At 63.4% G+C, this 12,510-nt stretch carries 14 protein-coding genes; 1 reads left to right on the top strand and 13 read right to left on the bottom strand.

The window, feature by feature from the left end; genetic code table 11:
- Window positions 1-65: 65 nt before the first annotated feature.
- From ACWKY3_RS01670 to ACWKY3_RS01640, 7 genes are all read right to left on the bottom strand, one after another.
- On the bottom strand, window positions 66-221 hold the full coding sequence (locus tag ACWKY3_RS01670) for a DNA-formamidopyrimidine glycosylase family protein (protein WP_449314692.1): 156 nt from the start codon (window positions 219-221) through the stop codon (window positions 66-68).
- Window positions 214-1,188, bottom strand: a complete 975-nt coding sequence (locus ACWKY3_RS01665) for a radical SAM mobile pair protein B (RefSeq protein WP_449314691.1) — start codon at window positions 1,186-1,188, stop codon at window positions 214-216. The genes ACWKY3_RS01670 and ACWKY3_RS01665 overlap by 8 nt, the downstream gene beginning before the upstream one ends.
- A gap of 38 nt (window positions 1,189-1,226) precedes the next feature.
- A complete protein-coding gene (locus ACWKY3_RS01660; RefSeq protein WP_449314690.1) occupies window positions 1,227-1,838 on the bottom strand; it encodes a nitroreductase family protein in 612 nt (203 codons plus the stop codon).
- Window positions 1,839-2,007: 169 nt separating this feature from the next.
- Window positions 2,008-2,955 (bottom strand): DUF1848 domain-containing protein, encoded by a 948-nt coding sequence (locus ACWKY3_RS01655; RefSeq protein ID WP_449314689.1) that lies wholly within the window; start codon window positions 2,953-2,955, stop codon window positions 2,008-2,010.
- Window positions 2,952-3,413 carry a MarR family winged helix-turn-helix transcriptional regulator gene (locus ACWKY3_RS01650; RefSeq protein ID WP_449314688.1) on the bottom strand — a complete coding sequence of 154 codons (462 nt, stop codon included), beginning with the start codon at window positions 3,411-3,413 and terminating at the stop codon, window positions 2,952-2,954. The genes ACWKY3_RS01655 and ACWKY3_RS01650 overlap by 4 nt, the downstream gene beginning before the upstream one ends.
- Window positions 3,414-3,766: 353 nt before the next feature.
- Window positions 3,767-4,540: a transposase gene (locus ACWKY3_RS01645; RefSeq protein ID WP_449314687.1), complete on the bottom strand. Its 774-nt coding sequence runs from the start codon at window positions 4,538-4,540 to the stop codon at window positions 3,767-3,769.
- Between the two features lie 246 nt (window positions 4,541-4,786).
- The gene (locus ACWKY3_RS01640; protein WP_449314686.1) at window positions 4,787-5,959 is read right to left on the bottom strand and encodes an iron-containing alcohol dehydrogenase; all 1,173 of its coding nucleotides are present in this window, start codon (window positions 5,957-5,959) and stop codon (window positions 4,787-4,789) included.
- A gap of 322 nt (window positions 5,960-6,281) precedes the next feature.
- On the opposite strand from ACWKY3_RS01640, the gene ACWKY3_RS01635 reads away from it, so the two are divergent.
- The gene (locus ACWKY3_RS01635) at window positions 6,282-6,830 is read left to right on the top strand and encodes a hypothetical protein (protein WP_449314685.1); all 549 of its coding nucleotides are present in this window, start codon (window positions 6,282-6,284) and stop codon (window positions 6,828-6,830) included.
- 192 nt (window positions 6,831-7,022) lie between these two features.
- On the opposite strand, the gene ACWKY3_RS01630 is transcribed toward ACWKY3_RS01635, so the two are convergent.
- The 6 genes from ACWKY3_RS01630 to ACWKY3_RS01605 form a co-directional block, all read right to left on the bottom strand.
- Window positions 7,023-7,817 carry a ZIP family metal transporter gene (locus ACWKY3_RS01630; RefSeq protein ID WP_449314684.1) on the bottom strand — a complete coding sequence of 265 codons (795 nt, stop codon included), beginning with the start codon at window positions 7,815-7,817 and terminating at the stop codon, window positions 7,023-7,025.
- Between the two features lie 614 nt (window positions 7,818-8,431).
- Window positions 8,432-8,947 (bottom strand): ferritin, encoded by a 516-nt coding sequence (locus ACWKY3_RS01625; RefSeq protein WP_449314683.1) that lies wholly within the window; start codon window positions 8,945-8,947, stop codon window positions 8,432-8,434.
- A gap of 188 nt (window positions 8,948-9,135) precedes the next feature.
- A complete protein-coding gene (locus ACWKY3_RS01620; RefSeq protein ID WP_449314682.1) occupies window positions 9,136-10,332 on the bottom strand; it encodes a hypothetical protein in 1,197 nt (398 codons plus the stop codon).
- A 445-nt stretch (window positions 10,333-10,777) separates the two neighbouring features.
- Window positions 10,778-11,671 (bottom strand): NrfD/PsrC family molybdoenzyme membrane anchor subunit, encoded by an 894-nt coding sequence (gene nrfD / locus ACWKY3_RS01615; protein WP_449314681.1) that lies wholly within the window; start codon window positions 11,669-11,671, stop codon window positions 10,778-10,780.
- A 6-nt stretch (window positions 11,672-11,677) separates the two neighbouring features.
- Complete coding sequence (locus tag ACWKY3_RS01610; protein WP_449314680.1) at window positions 11,678-12,220, bottom strand: 4Fe-4S dicluster domain-containing protein; 543 nt, start codon at window positions 12,218-12,220, stop codon at window positions 11,678-11,680.
- On the bottom strand, window positions 12,220-12,510 hold a 291-nt coding region (locus ACWKY3_RS01605), incomplete at its 5' end, for a molybdopterin dinucleotide binding domain-containing protein (protein ID WP_449314679.1). The genes ACWKY3_RS01610 and ACWKY3_RS01605, both read right to left, overlap by 1 nt.

Below are 12,510 nucleotides of genomic sequence, written 5' to 3'. Positions count from 1 at the left end.
CAGGACGGGGATAACGTCACCCGACGGCATGGTGACGTTATCCCCGTCCTGCTGTCACGCTGCTGTCACGCTCTCTGCTCGGCAAGCGCGTCCGCGAACGCCTCGGCGGAGGGGTGCGCGACCACGTCCGGACGATTCACCTCGACGGCCTCCACCGCGCGACCCCTCACCTGCGGCTCGATCACGCGCCGCACCGTTTCCACCTCCGGCAGTTCAGGCATGCCGACCACCCTCCTTCTTGGCCGATTTCTTGATTTGTTCGTGATAGAAGTAGTTCACCACCACAGGCGGCGCATCGAAGGGACGGCGCATGCTGTCGTCGTTGGTGACATAGGGCAGCCCCTCCTCGGCGGTGAACTGCCGCAGCCGCGCATCAAGCCCCTCCCAGTACGCACGACTGCCCCGGCGGTAGATCTCGTCGTAGAGCGGCACCAAGCGGGGACGCGTTTGGCGGATGTAGTCCAAGATGGCCGCCTTGTAGCCGCCGCGCAGGTTGAGGTTTTCCAGCCACACGAGGTTGCAGCGTTCGCACGCGCGGCGGATGATGGCCTCCACGTCGGTGATGCCGGGGAAGATGGGCGAGATGAAGCAGGTGGTGCGCACGCCGGCGTTATGGAACGCTTCCATGGCGGCAAGGCGCCGCTCGATGGACGTCGCGTTGTCCATATCGCGCCGGAAGTCCTCGTCAAGCGTGTTGATGGACCAGCTCACGCGCGCGTCGGGAAACGTGCAAATAAGGTCGAGATCGCGCAGCACCAGATCGCTCTTCGTGGCGATGGAGAGCTTCGCGCCGCTGCCCCGCAGCTCTTCCAGCAGAGCGCGGGTGCGTCCGTAGGTTTCCTCCTGCGGAAGGTACGGATCGGTGACCGAGCCGATGAACAGCTCTTTGCCCGCGTAACGCTCGGGATGCTTGAGGGGCGGCCAGCGCTTCGCGTCCAAAAACGCGCCCCACGGCTCGTCGTGGCCGGTGAAGCGCTTCATGAACGACGCATAGCAGTACCGGCATCCGTGCGTGCAGCCCACGTACGGGTTCACGGAGTACTCGCACACCGGCAGGTTCGATTTCGACAGCACGCTCTTGACCTCCACCTCCCGCACGACGAGGGAGCCGCTAGCTGCGGGCGCAGCGGCGCCGGGGGCATTGGCGGCTGCAGGCGCGGCGGGAGCTGCGGGTGCGCCGGCGGCCATAGGCGTCGCGCCCGCCTCCGCCCCGCGCGGCGCCGCCGTCACCATGCCCCCAGGTGGATGTGCCCCTCGGGACTCGTGCCGTACTGCTCGGGAAGCCGCTCGTCGGGCTTCGGGCGCCCGATGCCGATAAAGCACGGCGTCATCCACCCCTTCGGCACGCCCAGCATTTCCAGCACCACATCGTGCTCCCTGTTCAGCGGAATGCGCAGCGAGTAGCCAAGCCCCTCGTTGACGGTCGCCAACATGATGTTCTCCGCTACGCACCAGGCAGTTGCCAGCGGATTGAGCTTGCTGACCCATTCGGCGTTCAGCTTCGAGCACCTGAACAACGGCACAATGACGCACGGGCACTCCACCAGCATGGTGTACTGTCGCGGCATGGCATAGGCGTACATCTGCTGCGCCAGATCAAGCGTGCGCCCTTCGTAGCGGCGCGCGTTGAAACGCTGCACGACGCGCTTGGCATAGGCGAACGCGCGCTCCTTCTCCTCGCGCGTTCGCAACACGATGAACTGCCAAGAACGGTAATGATCCCATGAGGGCGCCTTCATGCCCGCCTCGATGATGCGCTCGATGGCGGCGAAGTTAACGTCTTCGTCCGTCCACTCACGGCTGGTCCTTCTCTTGTTGATGACTTCGGCGAATTCCATAGGCTCTCCTTCGGCGATAATACGGTTCGGATGACGCGGACGCGCGGGACGGGGCGAACGGCACGGACGCGGCCCCGGAAGCGCGGAGCGCGATTCGGATGACGCGGGACGCGGGGCGAACGGCGCGGGCGCAGGGCGCAGCGCGGCCCCGGCCCCGCATCCGCTCGGATCACAAGTCGAGCAAGGTGGTGGCGTTCGGCTGCTTCTTCGCCAGAAACGACCGCTGGGCCCCTTGCGAAACGTCGTCGGCGGGTCGCACATGCCCTAGCAGCAGCGACGAGGCGGGGTCGTGCAGCTTGCGGTTCTCGAACGCTTTCTGCGGATTCTTGTTCGCATAGCAGTACTTGCAGCCGTTCAGGCACGTGTCGTACGCGCCGATGTCGCGGCTCTCGATGCAGTGGCAACCCTCGCGCAGGCCCTTGTGCTTGAGGGTGCGAAACGCCACGCCGTTCGCCTTCCCCAGCGCTTCAAGCGTCATGCAGCCGCTCGCATGGATGCCGTAACGCGAGAAATCCCCGTTCGTGCCACAGGTTTGCAGGCGGATACCGTGGCGGCGCGCCGTGTCGCCCAGGCTTTTCGCCAACGTGTCGCGGTCGGCCTCGGTGAGCGGGATGATCTCGGGCATGTTGGCGTCCAGCTTCTTGTACATCTCCACGAAGCTGAAGATGCAGCGGTCAATGTGCGGCACCAGCACGCCTGCCATGCGTTCGAACGTCTCGCAGTGACGCTCTACGGTGTAGTCGCGCGTGAGCAGCACCGGGTCGTAGCGCCACGCGACGCGCTGTTTGCCCACCAGCGCCGACAGCTCGACAAGCGTCTCCATGCTCTCCTCGACAGACGGCACGCCCGGCTCGACGTCTTTGCCGTACGCGGTGATGGTGTAGTGGAAATAGGTGTTGAACCGGTCGGTGATCTCGTGCAGCCGAGGCAAAATGGGGCGGTAGTTCTTCGAGCAGAACACCACGCAGTCCACCTTGTCAGGCGTCAGTTCGTAGCGGTTCACCTTGTTCGGGAACAGCGGGTTGCGCACAAGCACGTACCCTTCGGAGAAGCGACGCAAAAGCCACTCGGTGTAGAACTGCACGGTGTCCGTGCGCGCTCCGGTATTGATGATCATTCCCCCACCTCCGGGATCTCGTCGAACTTGCGTTTCATGTGACTGGAGAACAGGGTGGTCAAACGCACGAGCTCGGCGATGTCCTCCCCCGAAAGCTCGGCCATGGCGTCGATCTCGGCGTCGGCTGCCGGCGGTATGATGGCACGCACATACTCGACGCCCGCAGGCGTGAGGCGGACGATCTTGCTGCGACGGTCCGCTGCCAGCTCGGACAACTCCACATAGCCCTTCTTCATGAACTTCTTGACGATGGCGCTCACTGTTTGCCGCGTTGCCGAAAGCCGCTCGCAAATCTCCGATTGCAGGCATCCGTCCGGTGCGAACCAGACAAGATCGAGCACGAACAGCTCTTTGGCGGTCAGGCCATGCTTGCGCGCGTACAGCTCGTAAGCGGAAAACTGCACGTCGCGCAGCTTGCAGTAGCGGTTCACATACGCCCGCACATCCTCACGCTGCATCGCCGCCCTCCTTTGTGGAAAATATTGGACTGTCTGATATTTGACTATATACTAGCAGAACGAGTGAGCAGTGTTAAGGGGTTGATAATGACGCGGAATGGCCCAGTGGCATCAAAAAGCCGCAGGAGGTTGTGTTGCTCTCGTGACAGCAGGACGGGGATAACGTCACCGCCGAGGCATACCGTATCCCGAAGATGGCGTTATCCCCATTCTGCGTCATAGAGTTCGTAGCACCAATGAACTATCGAAAGCGCGATTTGACTAAAATTTTCCGCAGCTCGGTGACAGCGGGACGGATGGTGACAGCGGTGGTGACAGCAGGGTGACAGCAGGACGGGGATAACGTCACTTACCTAAACCTTGCACCTCTGGATGACCCCGCGTCCAATTCCGGTCAGGCGCTCTATCTGCCTCACGGACAGTCCGTGCATTCGCAGTTTTTGCAACGCCCGATCACGGTCGGCTTTCCCCATAGAGGCAATGCAGGTCGAAAACTTATCGCCAAACAGATCGCGCGCAAGGTCTACCGCCTCGCCATCGGACACGGCTTTTCGCGCCACAAGAATCTGGTCGTTCTTGACGCGAATGTCGGTTAGGCCAACCTCTACACCATCTTCCGAGTGAAAAGCGACAAACGCATCGCGCCCACCGAACATATCGAGGATGTCTTCCAACTCTTTCGCAGGATGCTCCTTTAAGTAGGCAGCATAGCTACTCCAACGGTAGTTGTCGCACCTGCCGATTCCCGCTCTGTCGGGGTTCAGGTGAATATAACGCACAACCTCCATGAGATAGGCGTCTTCCTCGACGGGATAGCTCGCAAATCGGTCTTGGAACACCGGCCCGACGTGGCCATGCTTTCCATTGTAGTGGCGCGCAAACGATGTGTTCAGCGACCTCATAAGACAAACGAGGTCATCCATTTTCCCCTTCAGCAGCAGATGCACGTGGTTGTCCATAAGACACATTGCCAAAAGTGAAACCTTGTTATCTTGAGCGTAATCGTGGAGTTTTTCCAGGAAGAATTTCCTATCGCCATCGTCTTCGAACAGCACTCTTCTACCAGCGCCACGTTCAACAACGTGGTATATATCCGACTGCGCTATTCGTCGCCCCGCTCGCGTCATTTGCCCTCACTCTCCACGAATCGCTCCGATAATATGGTGACATTATCCCCGTCCTGCTGTCACCATCCTGCTGTCACCCCGTCCTGCTGTCACCCTGCTGTCACCTAGTGACATTATCCCCGTCCTGCTGTCAATCGTGACATTATCCCCGTCCTGCTGTCACCCGTCCTGCTGCTGTCACCATCCAGTGACATTATCCCCGTCCTGCTGTCACCTGCTGCTGTCACCTGCTGTCACACTCTGCGCTTACAGCGCTAGGCGGTAGATGGCGCGGGCGTCGTCCATGGAGAGTTTCTTGAAGCTGCCGAAAGGTTCGCCCTTGTTCGCTTTAAGCGTGGGGATGAGTTTTTCGATGTCGCCCTCCTCCACGTCCAGTTCAGCGAGCGTGGTGGGCATGCCGAGCGAGGCGAAGAACGAGCGCGTCTCGTCGATGGCGGACAGCGCGTCGGCCATGGCGTCGCCGGTGGGCGCAAGGCCGAACACCTCGCGGCCGTAGAAGGCGAAGCGCTCCGGGTTGGCGTCGCAGACGAACTCCATCCACGCCGGGAACATCACGGCCAGCCCCGCGCCGTGCGTGATCTCGGGATAGAGCGCGGACAGCTCATGCTCCAAGCCGTGCGTGGCCCAGTCCTCGTGGCGACCGACGCCGGCCAGGCCCTGGTGGCAGAGCATTCCCGCCCACATGACGTTCGCACGGGCGTCGTAGTTGTCCGGCTCGGCCAGCACGCGCGGAGCCTCGGCGCGCACCGTCCTCATGAGCGACAGGCACAGATTGTCCGTCACCGGCACCGCGCCCACGTCGTCGAAGAAGCGCTCCAGCAGATGGCAGAACATGTCCGTGAGCCCTGCGGCCGTCTGGAACGGCGGCAGGGTGAACGTGAGCTCGGGGTTCATGAACGCGAGCTTCGGGCGCTGCGCGTTGTTGGGATAGCCCGACTTCATTTGCAGCGCGTCGTTGCTCACCACGGTGTTCTTGGACGCCTCGCTGCCGGCGGCGGGAATGGTCAGCACCACGGCGATGGGCAGCACGTCGTTGGTCTGGCGCTTCGTCTCGAAGAAGTCCCATACGTCGCCGTCGTAGCGCGCGCCCACGGCCACGGCCTTGGCCGAGTCGATAACCGAGCCGCCGCCCACGGCCAACACCCAGTCCACGCCGTGCTCCTTGCACAGCGCCACGCCCTCGCGCACAAGCGTGATCTCGGGATTCGGACGCACGCCGCCCAGCTCCACGCGCTCGACGCCCGCCGCGTCAAGCGAGGCGCGCACGCGGTCGATAAGCCCGCTCTTGACCGCGCTCTGCCCGCCGAAGTGCAACAGCACGCGCTTCGCACCGCGCTCGGCCAGCTTCTCGCCCACCTGCTCTTCCGCTCCCTTGCCGAACACGAAATGCGTCGGCGATACAAATTCGAAGTTCTCCATAAAACGACCCGCTTTCCGTGCCGAACGTTCCGTAAACGACGCGACAACCTCCATCGGCAGCGCCGTTTCGCTTCGGCATCAGTATATACGCCGGAAGCGGGCATGCCCAGAGGATCGACGCCCCCGCCAACCCCCCCCCCGCCGCCCGCAGCGGACCGCCCGCCGCCCACAACTCTCAGGCCGCGCGAAAAGGCGCGCGGGGCAAGGCGAGGCGAATCGCATCTTTCTCCAGCCTACTAATTCAATCGAAAAACCTCCCGTTCTGTCGTACAATATACGCGAAGCGAACCCGCTTCATGTTGGATTGGGAAAGGACCCTGTCATGCAGAACCAGAACGCGCGCGTCGTGCGCAACCTCAGCATCGCCGCTTTGATCTTGTCTATCCTGGTCATCCTAGGATCGCTCATCTCCGTGGCGTTCCTTGGGCTGGGCGCGGCGGCCCTCAACGACCCAAGCGTCACGGCGGCGGCCACCTACGAGCTGGAAACCGACGGCACCCTTGAAAGCTACGGACTCACCGGCGAGGATGCCGTGGGCCTCACCGCCTTCGTGCTCGGTCTTGGCGGCATGTACTTCGTTTGGGCCATCATCTGCTCCATCGTGGCCTTGGTCGCGGCCATTTTGGGCATGCGCAACTACGACAAGGTGGACAAGCTGGGCGGAGCCTTCGGATGGGCCATCGCCGGCGCCGTCTTCTCGTTTCTGTGCGGGAACCTCGTCATCATGATCCTGCTCATCATCTCGGCCGTCTACATCAACAAGGTGCGCAAAGCCCCCATGGTGCCCTACGGCCAGCCGCAGCCTCAGCCTGTGTACACCCCGTACCAGCAAGGCGCTCCAACCCAGCAGCCGACCGACCGGCAGCAGTAGCAGCAACTTCGCGCGAACAGAAAGGGGCGCGGCCCGCCATCGAGCGGCCGCGCCCCTTTCTCGTTTCAGCTTGATGCTCGATCAAACGCCTCTGACGTAGTCGGCCGCAGCCAAGCCGGCAAGGCGCCCGCTCACCGGCCTCGGCCAAACGCCTTGGACGCGCTTCTCAACGCCAAGCCGGTCCCAAGCGCCCTACCCCAGCGCCACGTCCAGCACCATCATCACCAGAAACCCCACCATCACGCCCAAGGTGCCGGCGTTGGAGTGCTCTCCCAAATGCGCTTCGGGGATCAGCTCCTCCACCACCACGTACATCATGGCGCCCGCAGAAAACGCCAGCATCCACGGCATGTAAGGCGATACAAGCCCGGCGAACAACACCACCAGGATGCCGAACACCGGCTCCGCCAAACCGGACAGAGCCCCCAGGCAAAACGCCTTCGGAGCGCTCATACCCTCCTGGAGCAGCGGCAGCGCGACCGCAGCGCCCTCGGGGACGTTCTGAATGCCTATCCCCACGGCCAACGCCACCGCCATCCCGAACAGGGCAGGATCCCCGCCGTTTTGAGAGGCCATGGCAAACAGCAGACCCACGCTCATGCCCTCGGGAATGTTGTGGAGGGTGACGGCCGTGAACAGCAGCGTCGGACGGTTCCACGAACTCGGCAGGCCCTCGGGGCTGCTTTCGCCCGGATGCAGGTGCGGCAGCAGCTGGTGCAGCACCATCAGGAACGCAACGCCGATGGCAAAGCCGCCCGCTGCGGGAATCCAGCCGATCTGCCCGGCCTCCTCCGCCCGCTCGATGGCGGGGATGAGCAGCGACCACACCGACGCCGCAATCATGACGCCGGCCGCGAAACCAAGGAAGATGCGCTGGAGCAGCACGCTGTCGCGCTTGCGGAACAAGAACACCGACGCCGATCCCAGCGTGGTCATGAAAAACGTGAACCCCGTCCCGGCGGCGGCCCACAGCAAAGCCTGCGGCATCTTCGCGTCCTCTCTTTCGCTCCGAGCGCGGGACCGCCGTCATGCGCGCGGCCGTCTTCCGATCTCGGATTCCCGTATCGTACAGTGTAAGCCAATCGTCTGCCGCGCACCTCGGGGAAAGCCGTGCGCGCTTTCAAAGCGATGGGGCCGGAACGCGGTCCCAGCCCCATCGAAAGGAATACCGACAGCGACGCTTGGTCTGCTGAACCTACTAGCCTGCCGCTTGCGCGGCATCCGCAATAACACTGTACGAGACTGTTACTTGGCGAAGATAGTCTTTTGCTCGAAATTGCGTTTTTATTCAACTGTCGGACACGGGCATTGTACACGTTTTCCCTTCCGGTGCGAACCCCCTAGAAGCTTTTTGTGCAGGTGAACAACCAAACTATCGACCAACGGAACGCCGCGCGCCGCGCGCCGACCCCCTTCGGACATATGCAGAATCCATCCCATTTTATGCATTTCCCCTTATCGAAGGGCACGGGCGGGTGCGCAAACCGCGCCGTCAGGCCCACCCGGCCCGCCGTAAACGCGCCTCCGGAAAAGGGCCGGCAAAACCACGGCCCCTGCCGCGCAAAGCGACAGGGGCCGTGACATGGGACCAGAAACGGCAGCTACTCGCCGGCGAGCGGCGCCGGGGTGGTGTAGGTGCGGGCGGCGTTCTCCTGATCAAGATCGTACAGCGCCTTGGCGTCGGAGCCGAACAGCTTCATGCGCGTGATCATCTTCTCGGCGTTGTCCTCCTCTTCCTGCTGCTCTTCGATGAACCAGCCCAGGAAGTTCATGGTGCGGTAGTCGCGCACCTCCGCAGCGGCGGCGTAGATGTCGTTGATGAGGCGGGTCACGTACTGCTCGTGCTCGAGCGCGGCCTCAAGGGGCTCCAAGTGGGACGAGAAGGTCTTGTTCGGCTGGTCGATGGCGAGCAGCGTCACCTTCTGGCCGTTCTCATGCAGGTAGTTGCGGAAGATCATGGCGTGATCGCGTTCCTCCTGCGCCTGGATCTCGTACCAGTTGGCGAAGCCCTCCAGGCCCTCCTCCTCATAATAGTCGGCGAACGACAGGTACAGGTAGGCCGAGTAAAGCTCTTTGTTGATTTGGTCGTTCAGCAGTTCGTACACACGTGCGTCCATGGTGGCTCCCTTCCTTTGGTCATGCGAGCGTCATTGCAACGCCCCTGCTCATTCGTCGTTTATGATACCAATGATCAGCCCTTTTCCTCTGCTCGGTCAGACGAATTCACAGAGTGAGCAAGGCGCGCAGGGCAGCACAGGGCAGGGCGGCGCCTGCAAGAGAGAGTGCGCCATGCGGCAAGGGCCACCTACCGTGCGGCCCCGTCTTCGCGCTTGGCGCCATCCCCCGCCTCCAGAGCGGCCCTCGAAGCGCGTCGGCGCGCGGCAACCCGTCGGCCCTCCGCCAGCACCATGACGCCGAGGTAGCACGCGTGCAAACCGGGCATGATCTGGCAGGCTTGCAGCTCGAGCAGCCGGGACGCCGCCATGCCCGCGGCAACGCCGACGGCGCAGCTTGCGCAGAACAAGGCGAACACCTTCGAAAAACCCAGGTCGGAGCTTTTCGCCGTCCAGAACAGCACAACCAGGCCAAGCACGTTGAACACGGCGGCGGACGGATACGACAGGACGGAAAGCGCAACCGAAGCCCCAAGGGAAGCCCCTCCCCCTCCCGCCAAAAGCTGCGACGCCAGGGCCGCGGCGGCGGCCAGCAGAAGCGACGCGCGGCAGAAACGCTCCATGATCCCGCCCGCCGTCGCACGGGCGCGGGAAACCACCCACGCCGTTACCGCGAACAGCGCCGCATACGCCACCGGCCTGGCGGAGAAGGCCTCCGCCAGCGGATCGACGGTGCCAGGCCAAAACGCCATCCCAAGGGCGAAGCAGTTGAGGACGAGTCCGACGACGGCCATCCAGCCTCCGCGAACCGCTTGGTACATGGTGGAGATGGGCTTCGGGGCAGCATCGGCATCCAGAAAGCCCGCGCGAATCTCGTCGGCACGCACGATGTCGCGCGCCAGCAGGGGAAGCCCGCCGCACACCACTAGGACCAAAAGCCCCAAGCAAAACAGAAACGGCGTGCCCGCGAACTCCATGGCAAGCTCAAGGCACGATGCGATCAAAAACGAGAGCGCCGTGGTCAAAAGCGCCCCGCGATACGAGAGAAAGCGATAGTAGCGTCCCCATTGGCGAAGAAGGCAGGCCAAGCCGAACCCGAGAAGCAGGCCGGACCCTGCGGCTCCTGCGGCAGAGGGCAAAGCGTTCGCAAGCAGGGAGATCGTCGCGCCGAGCATGCCGCAGACCAAGCCCACGCCGATGGACCAGCGCCGCTGCTCCCCGTCGTGGGCGGACACGAGCACCGCCACGCACAACAGCACGACGCCGAGCAAAAACGACCCGGAGAACAGCCCCGCAACGCCTTCAAGGTCGTACGACGCGAGCAGTTGGTTTCCCGCGCGAAGGCACAAGCCGAACGCGGCAACCACGCACGACAAGGCAAGCCCCATCGGGGTCAACGCCCGTTCGTATGCAGCGGCCTTGCCGATGATCGCCCTCCTCCATCATCTGAAATCCTCATTATAAGGGCAGCGGGAGCGCAGGCGGGCCGGCAAAGCGCGAAAGGCGGCTTTGTCAACCAGAAATCGCAGGCCACGTCACACGTTGCAGACCAGGTTCGCACCATGGGCCGGCAAAGCATGCGAGCACGGGGCGCTGAGCGCGTGCGCCCCGCCCGCAAAAGCGGCACGGACCGCCGGCGCCGCGCTTCGGCTCCGCCTTCCCGCAAGACGCCCTCCCCCGAAAAGCGAAGCGCAAAGAAGCGGCCTCCTCCAAGCAAAAAGGCCCCCGCTTTCGCAGGGGCCCGACTCGCACACCCGACGCGTCGTGCGCAGCTTCCGGCATGCGGATCGCAACCCGCCGCGCTCCGCATGCCCCACGCAACCTGCGGCGCGCCTACAGCATGGGCACCACCATCGTCACCGGCAACGCCGCAACCACCACCAGGTAGCGCAGCAGAAAACCGCCGACGAGCACGCCCACGTCCGACCCGAAGCTGATCCAGTGCGCCTTGCGGCTCTCCTCGAACTCCCTCGGGCTGAAAAACAATAGCCACGTCTCCAAAACGGTGGGCAGCACCAGGCCGACCAGCACAAGCCCAACCCAGAACCACGGCGCGAACTCGCCCGCCACCAAAGACACCACCGAGTTCCACCCCGCAACGGAGTTGCTCGACGTGACGAACAGAAGCGACGCCACCAGCACCAGCTCGATGATGGGCAGGCAGAAGTGGAACTTTTTGAGCACGCCCACGCGGTTGAACTCGTCGGCATGCCTCACAATGCTGACGAGCAGCACCGACGCCATGCCGGCGGACATCGCCGACACGAGGAACAGGATGGGCAGAAGCGCGTTGTTCCACAACGGGAACGTCTTGCACACGCCCAGCAGGGCGCCCGTGTACATGGCCACGCACAGCGCGAACACCACGCCCACGATGTCGAGCCACACCGGCACGGGCCGCTTCAGGAAATCGAGCAGCACCACCGCAAGCGCCACCACCGTGAAGCCGGCCAAAAACACCACGCCCCAGGTCATCACGGAGCCGAAGTTCGTCAGCAGCAGCGCGAAGCGCAGCGGGTTGTGCAGGCCGCCCTCGGCGTCGAACATGAGCAGCACGAGTCCCACGATGACGACCGCAGGCGCTATCATGTGCCCGATCTTGCGCATCTTGACGGCCTCAGGGTGCTTCCAGCCAAGAAACGCCGAGGTCACGAACGCGCCGCCGCCCAAACCGGCAAGGAACAGGTACCACGCGATGATGGCACCCCAGATAGGTTCAAACGTCATCGTTCATCACCTCACGTAGAAGATTTTCGCTTTGGTCAGATCACCGGCGATGGGCTGCGCGTTCGCAGCGGCGATCTCCTGGGCGATGTCGCTTTCGGGGTCGTCCAAATCACCGAACAGGCGCGCGCCCGTCAGGCACGCCTCCACGCACGAGCACATCCGCGTGCCCGACGTCTCGGCCGACACGGTGCAGAAGCGGCACTTGTCCACCGTGCCCGTCTCCTCGTTGAACACGCGCACCTGGTAGGGGCAGGCGGCCATGCAGTACTTGCAGCCGATGCAGCGCCCATGGTCGACCTGCACGATGCCGTCCGGGCCGAGGTAGGCCGCGCCGGTCGGGCACACCGCGGCGCACGGCGCGTCCTCGCAGTGCATGCACTGCAGCGGAACCGTCTCCACGCGCACGGTGGGGTACGTGCCCGTCTCCTTCTCCTCATAGCGGATGAAGTCCTCGTTGGGCAGAAGGTCGTTTTGACGCTGGCACGCCACGCGGCAGGCGTAGCAGCCGATGCATTTCTTCGTGTTGATGAGCATTCCGTAGCGAGCCATTACGCACCTGCCTTCTTGACCGTGACGATAGCCTCCTGCGTGCACGCGCCACCATAGCCCGGCTCTATGAAAAACGGCACGAAAGCCATCTGGCTCAGACCCACGTTGTGCGCAGTGCGCTGGTCGGGCGAGGTGCAACCGTAGTGGCTGGGAATGTAGAGGGCCTCGGGGTTGATGCGCTGCGTCACCTTCACGCGGACACGGCCCGTGTGCTCCTCGTTGGACACCTCCACCTCGTCGCCGTCGGCGATGCCCAGCTGGGCCGCCTTGTCGGCGTTCATCCACACGCG

The organism is Rubneribacter sp. (assembly GCF_965361815.1).
This window is presented reverse-complemented; position numbering and strand designations above follow the sequence as displayed.

Coding starts and splice junctions, on each gene's coding strand:
- ACWKY3_RS01670 (WP_449314692.1), bottom strand. CDS start 221: ATGCCTGAACTGCCGGAGGTGGAAACGGTGCGGCGCGTGATCGAGCCG.
- ACWKY3_RS01665 (WP_449314691.1), bottom strand. CDS start 1,188: ATGGCCGCCGGCGCACCCGCAGCTCCCGCCGCGCCTGCAGCCGCCAAT.
- ACWKY3_RS01660 (WP_449314690.1), bottom strand. CDS start 1,838: ATGGAATTCGCCGAAGTCATCAACAAGAGAAGGACCAGCCGTGAGTGG.
- ACWKY3_RS01655 (WP_449314689.1), bottom strand. CDS start 2,955: ATGATCATCAATACCGGAGCGCGCACGGACACCGTGCAGTTCTACACC.
- ACWKY3_RS01650 (WP_449314688.1), bottom strand. CDS start 3,413: ATGCAGCGTGAGGATGTGCGGGCGTATGTGAACCGCTACTGCAAGCTG.
- ACWKY3_RS01645 (WP_449314687.1), bottom strand. CDS start 4,540: ATGACGCGAGCGGGGCGACGAATAGCGCAGTCGGATATATACCACGTT.
- ACWKY3_RS01640 (WP_449314686.1), bottom strand. CDS start 5,959: ATGGAGAACTTCGAATTTGTATCGCCGACGCATTTCGTGTTCGGCAAG.
- ACWKY3_RS01635 (WP_449314685.1), top strand. CDS start 6,282: ATGCAGAACCAGAACGCGCGCGTCGTGCGCAACCTCAGCATCGCCGCT.
- ACWKY3_RS01630 (WP_449314684.1), bottom strand. CDS start 7,817: ATGCCGCAGGCTTTGCTGTGGGCCGCCGCCGGGACGGGGTTCACGTTT.
- ACWKY3_RS01625 (WP_449314683.1), bottom strand. CDS start 8,947: ATGGACGCACGTGTGTACGAACTGCTGAACGACCAAATCAACAAAGAG.
- ACWKY3_RS01620 (WP_449314682.1), bottom strand. CDS start 10,332: ATGGGGCTTGCCTTGTCGTGCGTGGTTGCCGCGTTCGGCTTGTGCCTT.
- nrfD (WP_449314681.1), bottom strand. CDS start 11,671: ATGACGTTTGAACCTATCTGGGGTGCCATCATCGCGTGGTACCTGTTC.
- ACWKY3_RS01610 (WP_449314680.1), bottom strand. CDS start 12,220: ATGGCTCGCTACGGAATGCTCATCAACACGAAGAAATGCATCGGCTGC.